General features: G+C 64.0%; 12 protein-coding genes and 1 pseudogene. 8 read left to right on the top strand and 5 right to left on the bottom strand.

Annotated elements, in window-relative coordinates; genetic code table 11:
- Positions 1-50: 50 nt before the first annotated feature.
- Entirely contained in the window at positions 51-518 is a 468-nt protein-coding gene (locus ACSQ25_RS06490) for a DUF1854 domain-containing protein (RefSeq protein WP_436104892.1), read from the bottom strand.
- Positions 518-2800, bottom strand: a complete 2283-nt coding sequence (locus ACSQ25_RS06485) for an ABC transporter ATP-binding protein (protein ID WP_436104891.1) — start codon at positions 2798-2800, stop codon at positions 518-520. Before ACSQ25_RS06485 ends, ACSQ25_RS06490 begins: the two co-directional genes overlap by 1 nt.
- 330 nt (positions 2801-3130) lie before the next feature.
- On the opposite strand from ACSQ25_RS06485, the gene ACSQ25_RS06480 reads away from it, so the two are divergent.
- From ACSQ25_RS06480 to ACSQ25_RS06470, 3 genes are read left to right on the top strand one after another with little or no spacing between them, the layout of a single operon-like run.
- On the top strand, positions 3131-5299 hold the full coding sequence (locus tag ACSQ25_RS06480; protein ID WP_436104890.1) for a cyanophycin synthetase: 2169 nt from the start codon (positions 3131-3133) through the stop codon (positions 5297-5299).
- Positions 5300-5326: 27 nt separating this feature from the next.
- Positions 5327-7897, top strand: a complete 2571-nt coding sequence (gene cphA / locus ACSQ25_RS06475; protein WP_436104889.1) for a cyanophycin synthetase — start codon at positions 5327-5329, stop codon at positions 7895-7897.
- Positions 7897-8775 carry a MaoC/PaaZ C-terminal domain-containing protein gene (locus ACSQ25_RS06470; RefSeq protein WP_436104888.1) on the top strand — a complete coding sequence of 293 codons (879 nt, stop codon included), beginning with the start codon at positions 7897-7899 and terminating at the stop codon, positions 8773-8775. Before cphA ends, ACSQ25_RS06470 begins: the two co-directional genes overlap by 1 nt.
- A 51-nt stretch (positions 8776-8826) precedes the next feature.
- On the opposite strand, the gene ACSQ25_RS06465 is transcribed toward ACSQ25_RS06470, so the two are convergent.
- The gene (locus tag ACSQ25_RS06465; RefSeq protein WP_436104887.1) at positions 8827-9492 is read right to left on the bottom strand and encodes a PEP-CTERM sorting domain-containing protein; all 666 of its coding nucleotides are present in this window, start codon (positions 9490-9492) and stop codon (positions 8827-8829) included.
- Positions 9493-10211: 719 nt separating this feature from the next.
- Positions 10212-11474: a GNAT family N-acetyltransferase gene (locus ACSQ25_RS06460; RefSeq protein ID WP_436104886.1), complete on the bottom strand. Its 1263-nt coding sequence runs from the start codon at positions 11472-11474 to the stop codon at positions 10212-10214.
- A gap of 441 nt (positions 11475-11915) precedes the next feature.
- On the opposite strand from ACSQ25_RS06460, the pseudogene ACSQ25_RS06455 reads away from it, so the two are divergent.
- From ACSQ25_RS06455 to ACSQ25_RS06445, 3 genes and pseudogenes are all read left to right on the top strand, one after another.
- Positions 11916-12059, top strand: a pseudogene (locus ACSQ25_RS06455) (hypothetical protein); the annotation flags it as partial.
- Positions 12060-12935: 876 nt separating this feature from the next.
- Positions 12936-15584, top strand: a complete 2649-nt coding sequence (gene mutS, locus ACSQ25_RS06450; RefSeq protein ID WP_436104885.1) for a DNA mismatch repair protein MutS — start codon at positions 12936-12938, stop codon at positions 15582-15584.
- Positions 15584-16555: a hypothetical protein gene (locus ACSQ25_RS06445; protein ID WP_436104884.1), complete on the top strand. Its 972-nt coding sequence runs from the start codon at positions 15584-15586 to the stop codon at positions 16553-16555. Before mutS ends, ACSQ25_RS06445 begins: the two co-directional genes overlap by 1 nt.
- Positions 16556-16667: 112 nt before the next feature.
- Here ACSQ25_RS06445 and ACSQ25_RS06440 read toward each other — a convergent pair whose 3' ends face one another.
- Positions 16668-17201: an FKBP-type peptidyl-prolyl cis-trans isomerase gene (locus ACSQ25_RS06440; protein WP_436104883.1), complete on the bottom strand. Its 534-nt coding sequence runs from the start codon at positions 17199-17201 to the stop codon at positions 16668-16670.
- Between the two features lie 76 nt (positions 17202-17277).
- Here ACSQ25_RS06440 and ACSQ25_RS06435 point away from each other — a divergent pair, with 76 nt between their 5' ends.
- Positions 17278-18399: a JmjC domain-containing protein gene (locus ACSQ25_RS06435; protein ID WP_436104882.1), complete on the top strand. Its 1122-nt coding sequence runs from the start codon at positions 17278-17280 to the stop codon at positions 18397-18399.
- Between the two features lie 24 nt (positions 18400-18423).
- The gene (locus tag ACSQ25_RS06430) at positions 18424-18891 is read left to right on the top strand and encodes a hypothetical protein (protein WP_436104881.1); all 468 of its coding nucleotides are present in this window, start codon (positions 18424-18426) and stop codon (positions 18889-18891) included.
- Positions 18892-19084 lie beyond the last annotated feature (193 nt).

Below are 19084 nucleotides of genomic sequence, written 5' to 3'. Positions count from 1 at the left end.
TCCCCTGTCCGATCGAGGGAAAACCTTAGCACGGCCAGCAAAACTGCGGTTTACAGGAAGCGGTCCAGGATCTTGCGGCTGTGCTTGTCGATGTGGAACATGTCACGCACCAGGAAGTTGATCCCGTGGTTGTCCGCGATCAGCAGCGAAGCCTCGCCGACCCGGCGGATGTCCTCATCGACCTTGAGCACGAACTCGGTATCGCCGCGGTCGGTTTTGACGTACCAGGTGCAGGGCGTGGCGAAGCTCGAGACGTCCTTGATGTGCAGGATCTCGGGGATGAACTCGCGGCCCTCGATCTCTTCCTGCACGAGGGTGCGGACTTGCTCCGGCACCTCGACCAGGTCGTCGATCCAGGCCACTTCCTTGCCGCCCTCGCGCACCATCGAAATGCCGCGCATCGGGGCCTGGATCGGGAAGGCGCGCACCGGGATGACGCCGACGTGCTCTTCGCCCTCGGGCGTGGTCAGGACCAATTTGCCGAAGCTGTCGCGGCGTAACTGGAAAGTGGTGCTCATCAGTCTTCCTTGTCGTCGTCGGGATCCTGGTCCACGTTGCGCGCCTGCGCTTCGTAGAGGCGGTGGTAGGCGCCTCCGCGCGCCATCAGCTCGTCGTGGTTACCCTCTTCCACCACCACTCCGCGGTCCAGCACCACCAGGCGGTCGGCCCGGTGCAGCGTGGACAGGCGGTGCGCAATGGCGATCGTGGTGCGGCCCTTCACGAGATTGTCGAGCGCCTTCTGGATTTCCTTCTCGGTTTCCGAGTCCACCGAGGACGTCGCTTCGTCCAGGATCAGGATCGGCGGATCGATCAGCAGTGCGCGCGCGATCGAGATGCGCTGGCGCTCGCCGCCCGACAGGCCTTGTCCGCGCTCGCCCACCATCGAATCGTAGCCCTGCGGCAGGCGCAGGATGAACTCGTGGGCGTGGGCCGCGCGTGCCGCCGCGATGATCTCTTCGCGGCTGGCGCCCGGCTTGCCGTAGGCGATGTTCTCGGCGATCGTGCCGAAGAACAGGAAGGGCTCCTGCAGCACCAGGCCGATGTGGCGGCGGTAATCCGCCACCGCAAACGAGCGGATGTCGGTGCCGTCCAGCAGGATGGCGCCTTCGGCCACGTCGTAGAAGCGGCAGATCAGGTTGACCAGGGTGCTCTTGCCCGAACCCGAGTGGCCGACCAGGCCGACCATCTCGCCGGCCTTGATCTTCAGCGAGATGCCGCGGTTGACCGCGCGGTTACCGTAACGGAAACCGACTTCGCGCAGCTCGATATTGCCCGCTACCTTCTCCACCTTCGCCGGGTTGACCGGGTCCGGCACGCTCGACACGTGGTCGAGGATGTCGAAGATGCGCTTGGCGGCCGACGCCGACTTTTGCGTCACCGAGACGATGCGGCTCATCGAGTCCAGCTTCACGTAGAAGCGGCCGCTGTAGGCGATGAAGGCGGTCAGGGTACCCACCGTGATGTCGCCCTGCGAGACCTGCCAGATGCCGAAGCACCAGATCACCAGCAGGCCCATTTCGGTCAGCAGCGAGACGGTCGGCGAGAACAGCGACCAGACCTTGTTCAGCTTGTCGTTGACGGCCAGGTTGTGCTTGTTCGCTTCGCGGAAGCGCGCCGCTTCGCGCTTTTCCTGGGCGAAGGCCTTCACCACGCGGATGCCGGGGATGGTATCGGCCAGCACGTTGGTGACCTCGCCCCAGACCCGGTCGATCTTCTCGAAGCCGGTACGCAGCCGGTCGCGCACCACGTGGATCATCCAGGCGATGAAGGGCAGCGGCACCAGCGTAACGAGGGCCAGCCAGGGATTCATGCTGAACAGGATCACGCCCGTCATGATGATCAGGAGGACGTCCGACAGGAAGTCGAGCAGGTGCAGCGACAGGAAGACACTGATCCGGTCGGAACCGCTGCCGATGCGCGACATCAGGTCGCCGGTGCGCTTGCCGCCGAAGTATTCCAGCGACAGGCGCAGCAGGTGTTCATAGGTGGTCGAGCGCAGGTCGGCGCTGATGCGCTCGGACGCCAGCGCCAGCACGTAGGTCTTGCCCCAGCCCAGTGCCCAGGCCAGCATCGCCGCCCCGAACAGGCCGCCCATATAGAGATAGACGAGCGAGGTGTCGATGGTCTGGCCGTTCTGGTACGGGATCAGTACGTTGTCCATCAGCGGCTTGGTCAGGTAGGGCGGGATCATGTGGGCGCCGGTCGAGCCGAGCATCAACAGGAAGCCCAGCAGCAGCTGGCCCTTGTAGGGCCGGGCGAAGCGCCACAGGCGGAACAGGGTCCAGGTGGACGGCGGCGTGTGCAGCACCTTGGCGCACACCGCGCATTCGGCATCGTCGGCCTCGAGCGGCGCCTTGCAGCTCGGGCACGTGTGCTGGTCCGGCAGCGTCACCGGCACCCCGCTCACCGCGCTCTTGAGCTGTTCGGCGAAATGGTCGACCACGCGGATCGCGTTCAGGTTCTGGCCCAGCGTGAAGCGCCAGGCGGCCAGCAAGCCCTCGGTATCGACCAGTTCCAGATGGCCGACGCCGGCGTGGTCGTGGTGGCGCAGCGCCAGTCCGGGGCGGTAGCTCCAGTCGTGCCAGACGTCCTCGCCCGGTGCCTTGGCCAGCAGGCCGCGGCCGGTGACCACCACCAGGCCCTTCTTGAAACGTAATTTCGCATCGAGGTCAACCTCGACGCTGGTCAAAACGTTTTCCCCTGGTGCAAGCTGTTTCGCAACGTCATTTTGCCAATGTTCAGGCAATACGCCGGCGGTCACCGCCAGGGACGACGGAATAGCAAGTTGTTGAGTTGTCATGTATTGCGCCCGAGATCAGGCTTTGGTTCTGGAGGGATGGCCAATTGGCGCTCGGCAGCGACGGGACTGCCGGATGCCCGTTTAGGTTATGCGCTACACAAACGCATCCCACAAACGGATATAACGTTGCTGTGTATCTTTTGGATGACAGGAATGAGCCGAACTGGCAGAAAACGTTGCGGCACGGTAAGCTTCGGGCCGGCAAGTATACATGATGTGCGCTGCGGAACACCGGCTTTCGGTACCGTGACGGCAAGCAGGTAATTGAAGGTAAACAAGGGTAAGACCGGCGGTGCGCAGGACGCCCGCGGCCGGCAAAGACATTTTTTCATGAACAAGAAGAACGACATCAAGTTCCTCCGCGTGAACCACCTGCGCGGCCCGAACATCTGGACCTACCGACCGGTGATCGAGGCCTGGCTCGACATCGGCGAACTCGAAGACTACCCCTCGAATACCCTGCCCGGCTTTACCGAGCGTTTGACCGCCTGGCTCCCGGGCCTGGTCGAACACCGTTGCGGCGTCGGCAACCGTGGCGGTTTCCTGGAACGCCTGCGCGACGGCACCTGGGCCGGCCACATCCTCGAGCACGTCGTGCTCGAGCTGCAGAACATGGCCGGCATGAAGACCGGTTTCGGCAAGACCCGCTCCACCAGCCAGCGCGGCGTATACAAGATGGCCTTCCGCACCCGCGACGACGTCGTCGGCCGCGCCGCCCTCGATGCAGGCCACCAGCTCATGATGGCCGCCATCAACGACACCCCCTTCGACATGGCCGCCACGGTGCAGCGCCTGACCGAGCTGGTGGACCGCTGGTGCCTGGGCCCGTCGACCGCGCACATCGTCGACGCCGCCACCGAGCGCCGCATCCCCTCGATCCGCCTCACCGACGGCAACCTGGTGCAGCTCGGCCACGGCGCCGCGCAGCGTCGCATCTGGACCGCCGAGACCGACCGCACCAGCGCGATCGGCGAAGGCATCGCCAGCGACAAGGACCTGACCAAGACCCTGCTCTCCTCCTGCGGCGTGCCGGTGCCGGAAGGCGCCCTGGTGCGCAGCGCCGAACAGGCCTGGGAAGAAGCCCAGGACATCGGCCTGCCGGTCGTGGTCAAGCCGGTCGACGGCAACCACGGGCGCGGCGTGACCCTGAACCTGATGACGCAGGCCGAAGTCAGCGCCGCCTATGCGATCGCCGCGGAAGCCGGCGACAGCAGCGCCGTGCTGGTCGAGCGCTTCATTCCCGGCAACGAGCACCGCCTGCTGGTGGTGGGCCGCCAGGTGGTGGCCGCCGCCAAGGGCGATTCGCTGTGGGTGACGGGCGACGGCAGTTCGAACGTCATCGCCCTGTGCGACAGCCAGATCAATACCGACCCGCGCCGCGGCGAGAGCGAAGAGCATCCGCTCGGCCGCGTCAACCCCTTCGACAGCGAGATCATGCTGGACCTGCAGCGCCAGGGCCTCACGCCCGAATCGGTGCCGCAGGCCGGCCAGAAGGTGCTGATCCAGGTGAACGGCAACGTCGCCGACGACGTCACCGACCAGGTCCATCCTTCCGTCGCCCACGTGGCGGCACTGGCCGCGCGCATCGTCGGCCTGGACATCGCCGGCATCGACCTGGTGTGCGAAGACATCTCCCGCCCGCTCGAGGAACAGCGCGGCGCGATCATCGAAGTCAATTCGAGCCCGGGCCTGCTGGCCCACATCAAGCCGGCCAGCGGCACCCCGCGCAATGTCGGCAAGGCGATCATCGACCACTTGTTCGAGCAGGGCGAGAGCGGCCGCATCCCCGTGGTCGGCGTCACCGGCACGCTCGGCACCAGCCTGATCGCCCGCCTGGTGGGCTGCCTGGTGCACATCACCGGCAAGCACGTCGGCGTCGCCAACGGCGAAGGCCTGTACCTCGACGCGCGCGAAGTGTCGAGCCGCGATTCGACCGGCTTCGAGGCCGGCCAGCGCCTGCTGATCAACCGCACCGTGCAGACCGCCGTGTTCGAATCGAACGCGCGCTCGATCCTGCGCGAAGGCCTGCCCTACGACCGCTGCACGGTCGGCATCGTCACCGACATGGAAGGCCTGGCCGACGTCGCCGAGTTCCACATCGAGGACCAGGACGGCATGCGCAACGTGATCCGCAGCCAGGTCGACGTGATCCTGCCGGAAGGCGCCGCAGTGCTGAACGCAGCCAATGAACAGGTGGCGGCGCTGGCCGAACTGTCGGACGGCCGCGTGATCTTCTATGCGCTCGACGAGAACAATTCAGTGCTGGCGAACCATCGCGCGCAGGGCGAACGCGCCGTGTTCGTGCGCGACAACCGCATCGTACTGGCCGACGGCTTCGACAATGAAGACGTGCTGCTCGACCTGGCGAAGATCCCGCCGGCGACGGTGAAGCATCCGGACAGCGTGCTGGCCGCGGTGGCGGCGGCATGGGCGCTGGGCGTGCCCTCGGACCTGATCTGCGGCGGCCTGCGCGCGTTCGACGCGAGCCCGAAAAAATAACGATTCACTAGATAAGACTGAAGGTTTATGGAAGTATCTCGCGTCAGGGCCCTGCGTGGCCCCAACCTCTGGAGCCACCACACCTCGGTGGAGGCGATCGTCGCCTGCACGGCGGAAGAAGAATCGATCGGCCTGCTCCCGGGTTTTGAAACGCGCCTGCGCGCGCGCTTCCCGCAAGTCGGCGAACTGCAGCCCTACGGCCATGACGACACCGTATCGCTGGCCCAGGTGCTCGAGCACGTGGCGCTCGCCCTGCAGGCCGAAGCCGGCTGCCCGGTGACCTTCAGCCGCACCACCGCCACCGTCGAACGCGGCATCTACCAGGTCGTGGTCGAGTACAGCGAAGAAGACGTCGGCCGCCTGGCGCTGGAACTGGCCCAGCAGCTGGTCGACGCCGCCCGTCACGACACCGCCTTCGACCTGGCCGGCGCCCTCGCGAAACTGCGCGAAGTCGACGAAGACGTGCGCCTCGGCCCGTCCACCGGCGCCATCGTGCAGGCCGCGGTCGCCCGCAACATCCCCTTCCGCCGCCTGACCGAGGGCAGCCTGGTGCAGTTCGGCTGGGGCAGCCGCCAGCGCCGCATCCAGGCCGCCGAGATCGACGCCACCGGCGCGATCGCCGAGACCATCGCCCAGGACAAGGAACTGACCAAGAAGCTGCTCGATGCCGCCGGCGTGCCGGTGCCGATGGGCCGCAGCGTGAGCGACCCGGAAGACGCCTGGGCCGCTGCCCAGGAGATCGGCCTGCCGGTCGTGATCAAGCCGAAGGACGGCAACCAGGGCAAGGGCGTGACCGTTAACGTCACCACCAGGGAACAGCTGACCGCCGGCTTCCACGCGGCATCCGAGTTCCGCGACGACATCCTGGTCGAGCGCTACCTGCCGGGCCACGACTTCCGCCTGCTCGTCATCGGCGACAAGCTGGTGGCGGCGGCGCGCCGCGATCCGCCGCAGGTGGTGGGCGACGGCGTGCACAGCGTGCGCGAACTGGTCGAGCAGGTCAACAAGGACCCGCGCCGCGGCGATGGTCATGCGACTTCGCTGACCAAGATCCGCTTCGACGACATCGCCCTGGCCACGCTGGCCAAGCACGGGATGAACGCCGACTCGGTTCCTGCCCAGGGCCAGCGCGTGGTGCTGCGCAATAACGCCAACCTGTCGACCGGCGGCAGCGCCACCGACGTGACCGACGACGTCCATCCGGAAGTCGCCGCGCGCTGCATCGCGGCCGCCCACATGGTCGGCCTGGACATCTGCGGCGTCGACCTGGTGTGCGACAGCGTGCTGAAACCCATCGAAGAACAGAACGGCGGCATCGTCGAAGTCAATGCCGCGCCGGGCCTGCGCATGCACCTGTCGCCTTCGTTCGGCAAGAGCCGCCCGATCGGCGAAGCCATCATGGACACCCTGTTCGCGGACGGCGACGACGGCCGCATTCCGGTGGTGGCCGTGACCGGCACCAACGGCAAGACCACCACCGTGCGCCTGATCGCCCACCTGCTGACCGCCTCGGGCCTGCGCACCGGCATGACCAATACCGACGGCGTCTACATCGAAGGCCGCCGCATCGACAGCGGCGACTGCTCGGGCCCGCGCAGCGCGCGCAACGTGCTGCTGCACCCGGACGTCGACGCCGCCGTGTTCGAGACCGCGCGCGGCGGCCTGCTGCGCGAAGGCCTGGCCTTCGACCGCTGCCAGGTGGCGGTGGTGACCAACATCGGCGCCGGCGACCACCTCGGCCTGAACTACATCACCACGCTGGAAGATCTCGCGGTGCTGAAACGCGTGATCGTCCAGAACGTGGCGGACGGCGGCATGGCCGTGCTGAACGCGGCCGACCCGGTGGTGGCCGCGATGGCCGAAACCACCCGCGGCGACGTGAGCTTCTTCGCGCTCGACGTCGGCCATCCGGTCATGGGCATGCACCGCGCCCAGGGCCGCCGCGTCGTCTTCGTCGAGGACGGCCACCTGGTGGCCGCCCAGGGCAAGCTCGAACACCGCGTGCCCCTCAGCGAGGTGCCGATCACCCGCAACGGCGCCGTCGGCTTCCAGGTCGAGAACGTAATGGCCTCGGTCGCTGCGGCCTGGGCCGTCGGCATCGACTGGGACAAGATCCGCCTCGGCCTGAAGACCTTCGTGGGCGAGAGCGACAATGCGCCGGGCCGCTTCAACGTGTTCGACTACCGCGGCGCCACCGTCATCGCCGACTACGGCCACAATCCGGATGCGATCGCCGCGCTGGTGAATGCCGTCGAAGGCATGCCCGGCAAGCGCCGCTCGGTGGTGATCAGCGGCGCCGGCGACCGCCGCGACCAGGACATCACCCAGCAGACCGAGATCCTCGGCCGGGCCTTCGACGACGTGCTGCTGTACCAGGACCAGTGCCAGCGCGGCCGCGCCGACGGCGAAGTGGTTGCGCTCTTGCGCCGCGGCCTGGACGGCGCCAGCCGCACCAGCCACGTCGAGGAAATCAACGGCGAATTCGTCGCGATCGACCGTGCCCTGTCGCGCCTCGACGCCGGCGACCTGTGCCTGATCCTGATCGACCAGGTGGACGAAGCGCTGGCCCACATCAAGCAGCGCGTCGCCGAGGGCTGATGCCTGCTTCTTCAATGTCCCATGTGCCGGCGCTGCCGGCCATGGGTGTTGTCACGCTGTTGCGGGCGCTGTTCAAGCGTCCGCGGCGTCCGCTCCCCTCCGCGCTGCCGGACATCGTCACCGAATACTGTCTCGAACGGCTTCCGCTGGACGAGATCGCGCGTTATCGCGCGGCCTTCGGGTTCTCGGGCGAGCGAGTTCCGCTGACCTGGTGGTATCTGCTTGCCCAGCGTGCGCACCTGGCGACGATGCTGCGCCCGGCCTTCCCGTTTCGAATCGTGGGACTCGTCCACATGGAGAATGTGCTGGAAGAGCACGGCCTTATCGCGTCGGACGAGCCGCTCGTGCTGCGGACCGTGCTGCGCCTGCTGCCACCCTCTTCCAGCGGCGCCCGGCGCTGCGTGCTCGAGACCACGGGCAGCGCGGATGGCGCGCCGGTGTTCAGCTGCACCAGCACTTACCTGATCCGGCGCGGCGAGCGTGGCGGCGCCAAGCAGCCCGAAGTCGTCGCTGACCTGCCCGGCGCACCGCTAGCGCAATGGACGCTTGACGCCACGGCAGGCCGTCGCTATGCGCGCCTGTCCGGCGATTGGAACCCGATTCACCTGTACCGCTGGAGTGCCCGCCTGATGGGGATGCGTGCCCCGATCATCCACGGTATGCACACGCTGGCTACAAGCTGCGCCGCCCTGGAAAGCCACGGTGGCCGGCACGCCACCCGTATCGACTGCCGCTTTCGCGCACCGATCGGCCTGGGCGCTACGGCGTCGCTGTCGGCCCATGCCGACACAGGGGACTTCGTAGTGAAAGCCGACGCCAGGCTAGCGGTGACGGGTAACTATCTATTCACCGGGACCGGCGCGACGCGGCTGCCGTGAAGCGGCCGCGAGCTCGCCGGAACGCAAGATCGCGATTGGCGGCAGATCGGATCAGCGCAATCCGAAACGGCGGCGTACGGCGCCGGCGCCGAACAGGCCCAATGCCATCAGTGCCAGGGTGCCCGGCTCCGGCACGTCCACGCCTGGAGTCGCAGCGCCGAAGGTGATGTCGTCGAACGCGATCGAGTTCTGGGCGCTGCCGAAGTCGATCGAATGGGCAACACCGTTGAAGTTCACGCCTGCTGCCGTGAAGTTGCAGTAAGTGCCACTCGGGTCGCCATTGCAGCCATTGCCGGCTTGGTTTGCCAGATTGATCGAGCCGAGCAGGTCGCCGGTCGCGTTCAGGCCTGAGTAAAGGCTGATGACCGCGTCGATGGACGAACTATAGTAGAACGAGAAGCCAGTGCTGAAACCTGCGGCGTAATTGAGAATCGGACTGCCACTGAGGAAGAACATTGCGGTATTGCCCGACGGCTCGTTGGCGATGTTGCCGCTCCCACCTACATCACTATCCACCAGGCCGAGTGCGTTCGCATTGAAGGCGATGCCATAGTTGGGACCACTATTCCCGCTGCTGTCGGTCCCGCCATTGTAGTAATTGTTGATCTGCGCCAGATCACCGACGCCTTCGAAATCAAGGACGATCGGAGCGGCAAAGACGCTGCCTGCGAAGGCGCTCGACAGAAGGGCGAAAACGATTTTCAGTTTGGACGGCATGCTTATCTCTCTTATGTATGTCAGTAGGTGAAGGCAGAAACATCTTCTATGAAGCAATAAACATGCCAATTGGAAAATGATTGTTACTGGAAACCTAAGTCCTTGTACGAACAGGTTTTTTTCTGGAACTCGCTGGCGAACGGTATTGACGATGTAAAATTTTCCGACACTGGAGGCATGTCTCCCTCCCTGTCCTGGCTTACCCTCCACATGACCGGGCAGCAGCATCTGCGAGCCAGGGTCCGAGCCAGGGTCACGAGCCAGGGTCAGGTCTGACATTGAGACTCGGCCTCAACCCTATGAGCGCGGCTCGCACCGGCTCGAAATCTCATGAAACTCATTCCTGGATAGCGTCCAGGTCTCCAGAAGCACGCAGGCAGCGGAGCCGCGCGTCCGAGCCGGGGTCAGGTCTGACTTTCAGACACGGTCTCAACCGAATTTCCAGGCAATGCGTTCTGATGCGGCTCGGCTCTGGTGGGTAAAACCTGAAGACCAACGTAGAGCTCGTGTATGAATGTCAGACCTGACCCCATAGATGTATGACCCCATAGATGTATGAATGTCAGACCTGACCCCATAGATGTAGATGTGCATAGATGTGAAATGCACAGTTCGCTATCGTCGTGGACAAGCAACTTGCCTTGACCGGGAATTGCCCACTGTCCTGACAAATCGTGGCAGCACAGGCGCTCAGCGGACGGGACAGCTGCCTCCACTATTCAAAGCCCACGCTTCAATTCTTCGGATTGTTGCCTGGAGCCGGCGCGCCTGCGCTGCTTGACATGACGCAGGCCTGCCTTGATCGACGTGATCAATAAGCCTGACGCTCTTTGATACCCGGCGTGCGTGGCAAGCAGACAGGCGGTTAAACTGCGCGACCGACACAGCAAAACCATAGCACGCGACTGCAGGACATGCGTGGCACGGAATTCATGGTTGGGCGTTCCATAGCCGAAGTCAGCTTGCTTGAACGAGAAGTGAGTAATGATATCTTCCAACGCCAGATGCACAGTGCTCGTTCCAGCCGACAGGCTCTGATACTTGGCTAAAGCTGCAATCTTGTGGACGTGCCAGACCTCATCCGAACGCAAGGCGAATATGAACGCAACGTTCTGGCTTCCGCAGCGCACGACATAGGAATGCAGGATCCCGTGCTGCGCCAATAGCTCGAGGCGCGTCTGGCGTACGAATTGTCCTGAATGATGCGGGGGCAATACCTCCTGCATTGCTTCGATCAGCATGGGTACCTGCGCAGGTGTTTCAATCCGACAGAGCTGGATTTTACCGGCCTGCTCGCCCAGAAGACGCACTTGGCGCGACAGGTTATAACGCTTCTTCGAACTGAATTTCTGCAGGTAGGTATTGAAGTCCTGCGGCAAAGGAAGCGTATGGCAGTCGCGCAATCCATTATGGACGAACGCGGACAACCGAGGGAGAGACTCGAGCGCCGGCACCTCTTCGGCCGGTACGGCTTGCATTGACAGTAGCTGGCAATCCGGATGGGAGTCCAGCAAGCTTTTGAATAGATCAGCCGCCAGGGCGGGCGCGCTCGGATCCAATAACGGAACGCTGCCCATGATTTGCAGCGCGCGCAGTTTCCGAGTGAAAAGCCGGACGGGACCGAGTGCGAATGTGATTTGCTGATCGGTCTTCCGGATCGGAATGATTCCGATACATGCATGATCCGATCTACGACGGATTACATACAGCGCCAGGGTGCTCGAACCTTCCTGTTCCTCGCTTAGGGCATAACGGAAGAACTGTGGTGACTGGTAAAGCTTTTCGGGACTGCTGCCCAGAGCCAGCAGTCCCGTCCACAGCGCGAGCAAGGGGTGATCATCACCCAAGTCATGGGCCTGGATAGCTTCGACAAAAAACGGATTTCTCGCCGCATCCAGTGTGGGCTTATTCTTACCTCCCAGATGATCGACGCCACGCAGAAATTCTTCGGCAACATCCAAACCCGGTGCAAGTTTTTCCATAGCGATTGATTTATATTTTATTAAATAGCAATTAATCGGTTGCGAAGTAATGTGGGGCCTGCGCCAGCGTGGCCATCGCTCAGTGATATTTGATCAAAAGTCCATGTTTACTGAAGAGTAAAAGCATGCTAGCTTGAAATTATTTTTTTAGCAAGACCTGTCTAATTTTTATAGCAATTCAAGTAGACACAGCCACATGTCGAGAAGCTTTCGACTGGGCGTGCTGACAAGAGGGAGCCGGTCGAGCCAGGGTCAGGTCTGACTTTTGGTCGAGCCGGTGAGCCGGGGTCAGGTGAGCCGGGGTGAGGTCTGACTTTCAGACACGGTCTCAACCGAATTTCCAGGCACTGCGTTCTGATGCGGCTCGGCGCTGGTGGGTAACGCCTGAAGACCAACGTAGAGCTCGTGTATGAATATCAGACCTGACCCCATAGATGGGAACCGGGCAGCATTGCCTTGCTGTCGATCGCACTTGCAGGTATCGGTTTCGTGCGCCGAATCGGTCCGAGCCGGGGTCAGGTCTGGTCCGAGCCGGAGTCCGAGCCGGAGTCAGGTCTGACTTTCATGAGCCGGGGTCAGGTCTGACTTTCAGACACGGTCTCAACCGAATTTCCAGGCACTGCGTTCTGATGCGGCTCGGCGCTGGTGTGGTCGAGCCGGGGTCAGGTCTGACTTTCAGACACGAGCCGGGGTCAGGTCCGAGCCGGGGTCAGGTCTGGTCCGAGCCGGGGTCAGGTCTGACTTTCAGACACGGTCTCAACCGAGCCGGGGTCAGGTCTGACTTTCAGACACGGTCTCAACCGAATTTCCAGGCAATGCGTTCTGATGCGGCTCGGCTCTGGTGGGTAAAACCTGAAGACCAACGTAGAGCTCGTGTATGAATGTCAGACCTGACCCCATAGATGTGGAATTTCCAGGCAATGCGTTCTGATGCGGCTCGGCTCTGGTGGGTAAAACCTGAAGACCAACGTAGAGCTCGTGTATGAATGTCAGACCTGACCCCATAGATGTTTATGAATGTCAGACCTGACCCCATAGATGTGACCCCATAGATGGTCTCAACCGAGCCGGGCTCAGGTCTGACTTTCAGACACGGTCTCAACCGAATTTCCAGGCAATGCGTTCTGATGCGGCTCGGCTCTGGTGGGTAAAACCTGAAGACCAACGTAGAGCTCGTGTATGAATGTCAGACCTGACCCCATAGATGTAGATGCATAGAAAACCTGAAGACCAACGTAGAGCTCGTGTCTCAATTTCAGACCTGACCCCATAGATGTAGAAAACCTGAAGACCAACGTAGAGCTCGTGTCTCAATTTCAGACCTGACCCCATAGACTGACTGTTTCGGCAGCAACGCAACGCAAGGTTTGTGGATTGTCCGTTTTACAGCGTCAGGCCATCTGAACGCGGTAAAATGGCAAGCCCTGGCTCAGCACCGCCTGCCGTACCGAAACACGAGAAATGAACGCTCCCAACGAAATCAACGCCGCCGCCCTCAAGAGCGGGCCGGCGGAAAAAGTCACTCCCATGATGCAGCAGTACCTGCGCATCAAAGCCGATTACCCCACCATGCTGGTCTTCTACCGCATGGGCGATTTCTACGAGCTGTTCCACGACGACGCCGAAAAGGCGGCGCGCATTCTCGGTATCACGCTGACCGCGCGCGGCAGCTCGAACGGCCAGCCGATCAAGATGTGCGGCGTGCCCTTCCACTCGCTGGATGGCTACCTGGCCAAGCTGGTCAAGATTGGCGAATCCTGCGCGATCTGCGAACAGATCGGCGACCCGGCCCTGTCCAAAGGCCCGGTCGAACGCAAGGTGGTGCGCGTGGTCACCCCGGGCACCCTGACCGACAGCGACCTGCTGCCGGAAAAAGCCGACCGCCCGCTGCTGGCCATGTGCATGCTCAGCCAGCGCAAGCAGGTCACCGTCGGCCTGGCCTGGCTGTCGCTCGCCGGCGGCGTGCTGCGCCTGATGGAATTCTCGGGCGAGGCGCGCGCGGTCGAACACCGCCTGGCGCATGAACTTGAACGCATCGCGCCGGCCGAGATCCTGCGCGCGGATTGCGCCGACCTGTTCGAATCCGAGCCGGTCGCGCACACCAACCGCGTGCCGGAGTGGCACTTCGATGTACTGAAAGGTCACCAGTCCCTGCTCGACCAGCTGGGCGTGGCCACCCTCACCGGCTTCGGCGCGGACGGCTTCGGCGCCGCCTTCGGTGCGGCCGGCGCGCTGCTGCGCTATGCGCAATCGACCCAGGGCCGCGGTCTGCAGCACGTGAAAAGCCTGGCCTGCGAAACCGAGAACGAATACATCGGCCTGGATGCGGCGACGCGCCGCAACCTGGAACTGACCGAGACCATCCGCGGCCAGGAAGCGCCGACCCTGTTCTCGCTGCTGGACGGCTGCCGCACCGCCATGGGTTCGCGCATGCTGCGCCACTGGCTGCACCATGCGCGCCGCAACCAGCGCGTGGCGCGCTCGCGCCATGAGGCGATCGCGGCGCTGGCGCAGGCCGACGCCATCCACGGCCTGTCGTCGACGCTGGCCAACGTGCCCGACATCGAACGCATCACCACCCGCATCGCCCTCCTGAGCGCGCGCCCGCGCGACCTGTCCTGCCTGCGCGACGGCCTCAAGGCCTTGCCGGTCCTGCGTGAAGGCGTGGCGCGTTGCTTCATCCCGGGCGACACCAGCCTGCTGCGCGAGATCCACGAGCTGCTGGCCCCGCCCGAGGCCTGCCTCGACCTGCTCACCCGCGCGATCGCCGAGGAGCCGAGCGTGATGGTGCGCGACGGCGGCGTGTTCGCACGCGGCTACGACGCCGAGCTGGACGAGCTGCGCGCCCTGTCCGAGAACGCCGGCCAGTTCCTGGTCGACCTGGAAACACGCGAGCGCGCCCGCACCGGCATCGCCAACCTGCGCGTCGAGTACAACCGCGTGCACGGCTTCTACATCGAAGTCACCAACGGCCAGGCCGACAAGGTGCCGGAAGACTACCGCCGCCGCCAGACCCTGAAGAACGCCGAGCGCTACATCACGCCGGAACTCAAGGCCTTCGAAGACAAGGCACTGTCGGCGCAAGACCGCGCGCTGGCGCGCGAGAAGATGCTGTACGACGTGCTGCTCGGCGAACTGGCGCCCTTCATCGGCACCCTGCAGTCGATCGCTATCGGCCTGGCGCAGCTGGACACGCTGGTGGCCCTCACCAGCCACGCGCTGCGCAACAACTGGTGCGCGCCGCAACTGGTCGACGAACCCTGCCTGACCATCGTCGAGGGCCGCCATCCGGTGGTGGAAAACCAGATCGAACGCTTCATCGCCAACGATTGCCGCCTGTCGGACGAGCGCCGCATGCTCCTGATCACCGGCCCGAACATGGGCGGTAAGTCGACCTTCATGCGCCAGGTGGCCTTGATCACCCTGCTGGCCTACGTCGGCAGCTACGTGCCGGCGACCCAGGCGACGATCGGTCCGATCGACCGCATCTTCACCCGCATCGGCGCCAGCGACGACCTGGCCAACGGCCGCTCGACCTTCATGGTCGAGATGACCGAGTCGGCGGCCATCCTCAACGGCGCCACCGAGCAATCGCTGGTGCTGATGGACGAAGTCGGCCGCGGCACCTCGACCTTCGACGGCCTGGCGCTGGCCTGGGCCATCGCGCGCCACCTGATCGAGACCAGCCGCAGCTTCACGCTGTTCGCGACCCACTACTTCGAACTGACCCAGCTGCCCGAGGCCCACCCGAGCGCGGTCAACGTGCACCTGTCGGCGGTCGAGCACAAGGACAGCATCGTGTTCCTGCACGCGGTGCAGGACGGCCCGGCCTCGCAGAGCTACGGCCTGCAGGTGGCGCAGCTGGCCGGCGTGCCCCCGGGCGTGATCCGCGCCGCGCGCAAGCACCTGGCGCGCCTCGAGTCGCAGGCCCTGGATACGACGCCGCAGCTCGACCTGTTCGCCGCCCCCTGCGAGGAAGCGGATTCCCCGGCACCGGTCGATGCCGCACCCGACGAGCTGCAGCAGGCGCTGGCGGCAATCGATCCTGATGCACTCACGCCGCGCGAAGCGCTCGAGCGGCTCTACGAGCTGAAGAGGCTCGCGGCCTGATGCCGGCGCGCCGTCCCTTCGTCCTCGCTGCCCTGCTCGCGGCTGCCGTGCTCACGGCGCCGGCCCTTGCGCGCGACAGGAAGAAGGCGGCGGACCTGCCGAAGGATCCGGATGCCCACATTTTCGCCGTCGTGGGGCACCGCGCGGCCGAGGACGGCGAGGATGCGCTGAAGGACCTGCTGCTGGAAGCGAAGGACGAGGAGCTCGCTTTCCTGGTCGTCACCGGCATCAAGGGCGCTGCCGAAGCCTGCGGCGACCGCGTCTACCAGAAGCGGCGCGCCCTGTTCGACAAGGCGAAGCGGCCCGTGATCCTGTCCTTGAGCGGGAACGACTGGACCGGCTGCCGCAACTCGGCGGGCCGCACCAGTGCCATCGAACGCCTGAACCGGCTGCGCGAGCTGTTCTACGGCGAGCCGGAATCGCTCGGCAAGGACAAGCTGCCCCTGACCCGCCTGTCGAGCAGCCCACGCTTCCGCAGCTATGCCGAGAACGCCCACTGGCAGGTCGGCAAGGTCCTGTACGCGACCATCAACCTGCCTGCCGCGAACAACCACTACCTGCCTGCGGCGGGACGCAACAGCGAGTACGAAGACCGGGCCGTGGCCAACCGCTTCTGGCTCAACCGCCTGTTCGCGATTGCCAAGCAGGACAAGGTCGATGCGGTGGTGCTGTTCGCGGAAGGGAATATGCAGCCGCTGCTGCAGCCGGCCAACGGCCTGCGCGCGCTGCTGCAGCGGGCGCCCGCAGGACATGACGGGTTCGCCGAGACGCGCCGCCAGGTGCAGCTGCGTGCGGGCACGTTCAAGGGGCGGGTACTGGTGATCGACAGCGCGGGGCTGCCGAAGGATGCGCGGCCGGCGATCGAATGGCGCGGCAACCTGGGGCACTTGTCCGTCGGGGCCCACGCGGTGGAGCTGCGGGTGGCGGCCAAGGGGGAGAATGTGTTCAGCCTTGGAGAGGCCTTACGCTAGCGGCTGCTCAAGCAAAATTGGGTCCCGGCCTGCGCCGGGACGACGGTCTTTAGGCCACAGGCTTTAGCACGTCGTTCCGGCGAAGGCCGGAACCCAAGTTCGCAAACCGCGATTACAGCGGCTTGCTGCGGAAGTGATCACCCTCTTCGCTGTCGTCCATCTCTTCATGATGGTGACCATGCGCGCCATGCACGTGGCCGTGGGCGATTTCTTCCGCGGTGGCTTCGCGCACGTCGATCACCGACAGGTCGAAACGCAGCGCCATGCCGGCCAGCGGGTGGTTGCCGTCCAGAACCACCTTGTCGTCCGCGATGTCGGTCACGGTGAAGATGGTCGGCTCGTCGTCGACGCCTTCGGCCACACCTTCGAACTGCATGCCGACTTCGAGCGGCTCCGGCAGGCGCTTGCGGTCTTCGACCTTGACCAGTTCAGGATCGTAATCGCCGAAAGCATCTTCCGGCTCGACCTGGATTGTCGAAGAATAGCCCGCTTCCTTGCCGTCGAGTTCTTCTTCGATCTTCGGCAGGGTGTTCTCGTAGCCGCCGTGGAGGTACACCATCGGCTGGGAGCCCTCCTCGATCAGGTTGTTCTGGGCGTCCGACAGCTTGTAGTTGACCGACACGACCGTATTCTTGGCAATCTTCATCGCAGATCCTTTCGTTGTAAGCCCCGGATTATACCCTCACGAGCCGTGGCACTTATTCCACTGGTTATAATGGCGCATGAAAAAATTACAGCTTCTTGGGAATATTACTCCCGCCCAGTTCCTGCGCGATTACTGGCATAAAAAACCGCTGCTGATCCGCCAGGCCATCCCGGGCTTCAAGCCCCTGCTCAAGTTCGAAAAGCTGGCCGAGCTGGCCCGCCAGAACCATGTCGAATCGCGCCTGGTGAGCCTGCGCGAGGGCCAGTGGGACATGCAGCATGGCCCGCTCGCCGAGCTGCCGGCCCGTACCGAACGCGAATGGACCATGCTGGTCCAGGGCGTCAACCTGGTCGACGAGCGCGCCGACGAGCTGCTGCGCCAGTTCCGCTTCGTGCCCGACGCCAGGCTCGACGACCTGATGGTGAGCTACGCCACCGACGGCGGCGGCGTCGGTCCGCACTTCGATTCCTACGACGTGTTCCTGCTGCAGGCGCAGGGCAAGCGCCGCTGGCGCATCAGCGCCCAGCAAGACCTCGACCTGGTCGAAGGCCTGCCGCTCAAGATCCTCGCCAACTTCGAGGCGGAAGAGGAATTCGTGCTGGAGCCGGGCGACATGCTCTACCTGCCGCCGCACTACGCCCACGACGGCGTGGCCGAAGGCGAATGCATGACCTACTCGATCGGCTTCCGCTCGCCGTCGTTCCAGGAACTGGGTGAAGCCTTCCTGCAGTTCATGGCCGATTCGATCGACCTGCCCGGCCGCTATGCCGACCCGGACCTGCAGGAGCCGAAGAACCCGGCCGAAATCCCGCGCGCGATGCTCTCCACCATCACCGAGGAACTCAACAAGGTGCGCTGGGACGAGGAAGACGTCACCATCTTCCTGGGCGAACACCTGTCCGAGCCGAAGCACAATGTGTTCTTCACCGGCCCGGCCAAGCCGCTCACCATGGGCCGCTTCATGGAAACCGCGGGCAAGAAAGGACTGAAGCTGTCGAGCAAGACCTTGATGCTCTACCGCGGCAAGAACGTCTTCATCAACGGCGAATCCTTCGCCGTCGGCCGTGCCGACAAGGCAGTGCTGGACGTGCTCGCCAACGAGCGCCGCATCGACGGTGGGCTGCTGTCCAGCGCCACCGACGACGTGCTCGAGGCGCTGTACACCTGGTACCAGGACGGCTGGGTGGAACTGGGCTGATCGGGAGGAGCCATGCAGGAGCCGATGAACACGCGTTTCGACACCCGCACCGAGTTCGAAGCGCAATTCCGCGCCTGCCTGGCCGCCGCCCGCACCCGCCTCGACCTGTTCGATCCGGACTTCGCCGTGTTCCCGCTGGGAACAAGCGACGTCGACGCGGCGCTGCGGGATTTTCTCAAGCGCGGGGGCGTGCTGCGCCTGGCGATGCATACGCCGGCCCATATCGAGCGCCACTACCCGCGCTTCCTGCGCCTGCTGCGCGACTACAGCCATGGCGCCGAATGCCGCGCCACGCCGAAGATCCTGCGCCAGCTCACGGATTCCTTCTGCATCGTGGACGACCTGCACGTCGTGCGGCGTTTTCACAGCGACCACTTGCGGGGAGAAGCGGCGTTTGCCTCGCCGGGCGCGGTCGACCTGCCGCGTCACCGCTTCGATGCGATCTGGGAAGAGTCAAAACCTGCATTACTGTCAACCATAAGCGGCTTATGAACGTTATAAGAGAAGCCGAATCTGGTGAGGTCCTTTACCGGTTGCAACTTGTAACAAACTAAACTTTGTTAAGTCGCAAAATACTTTCGCCAGAGCATGAGTTCGCTATTGCGATTCAGTAAATTTGGCTATAATATCAGGTCAGGAAGGTTCCGTTGCCTATCTGGCAGTATTGCTTTTGTTGAAAGCACGA

Source organism: Massilia sp. LjRoot122, assembly GCF_964252725.1.
Taxonomy (GTDB): Bacteria; Pseudomonadota; Gammaproteobacteria; order Burkholderiales; family Burkholderiaceae_D; genus Telluria.
The sequence above is the reverse complement of the archived record's forward strand: the minus strand, read 5'-3'. Positions and strand labels throughout refer to the sequence as shown.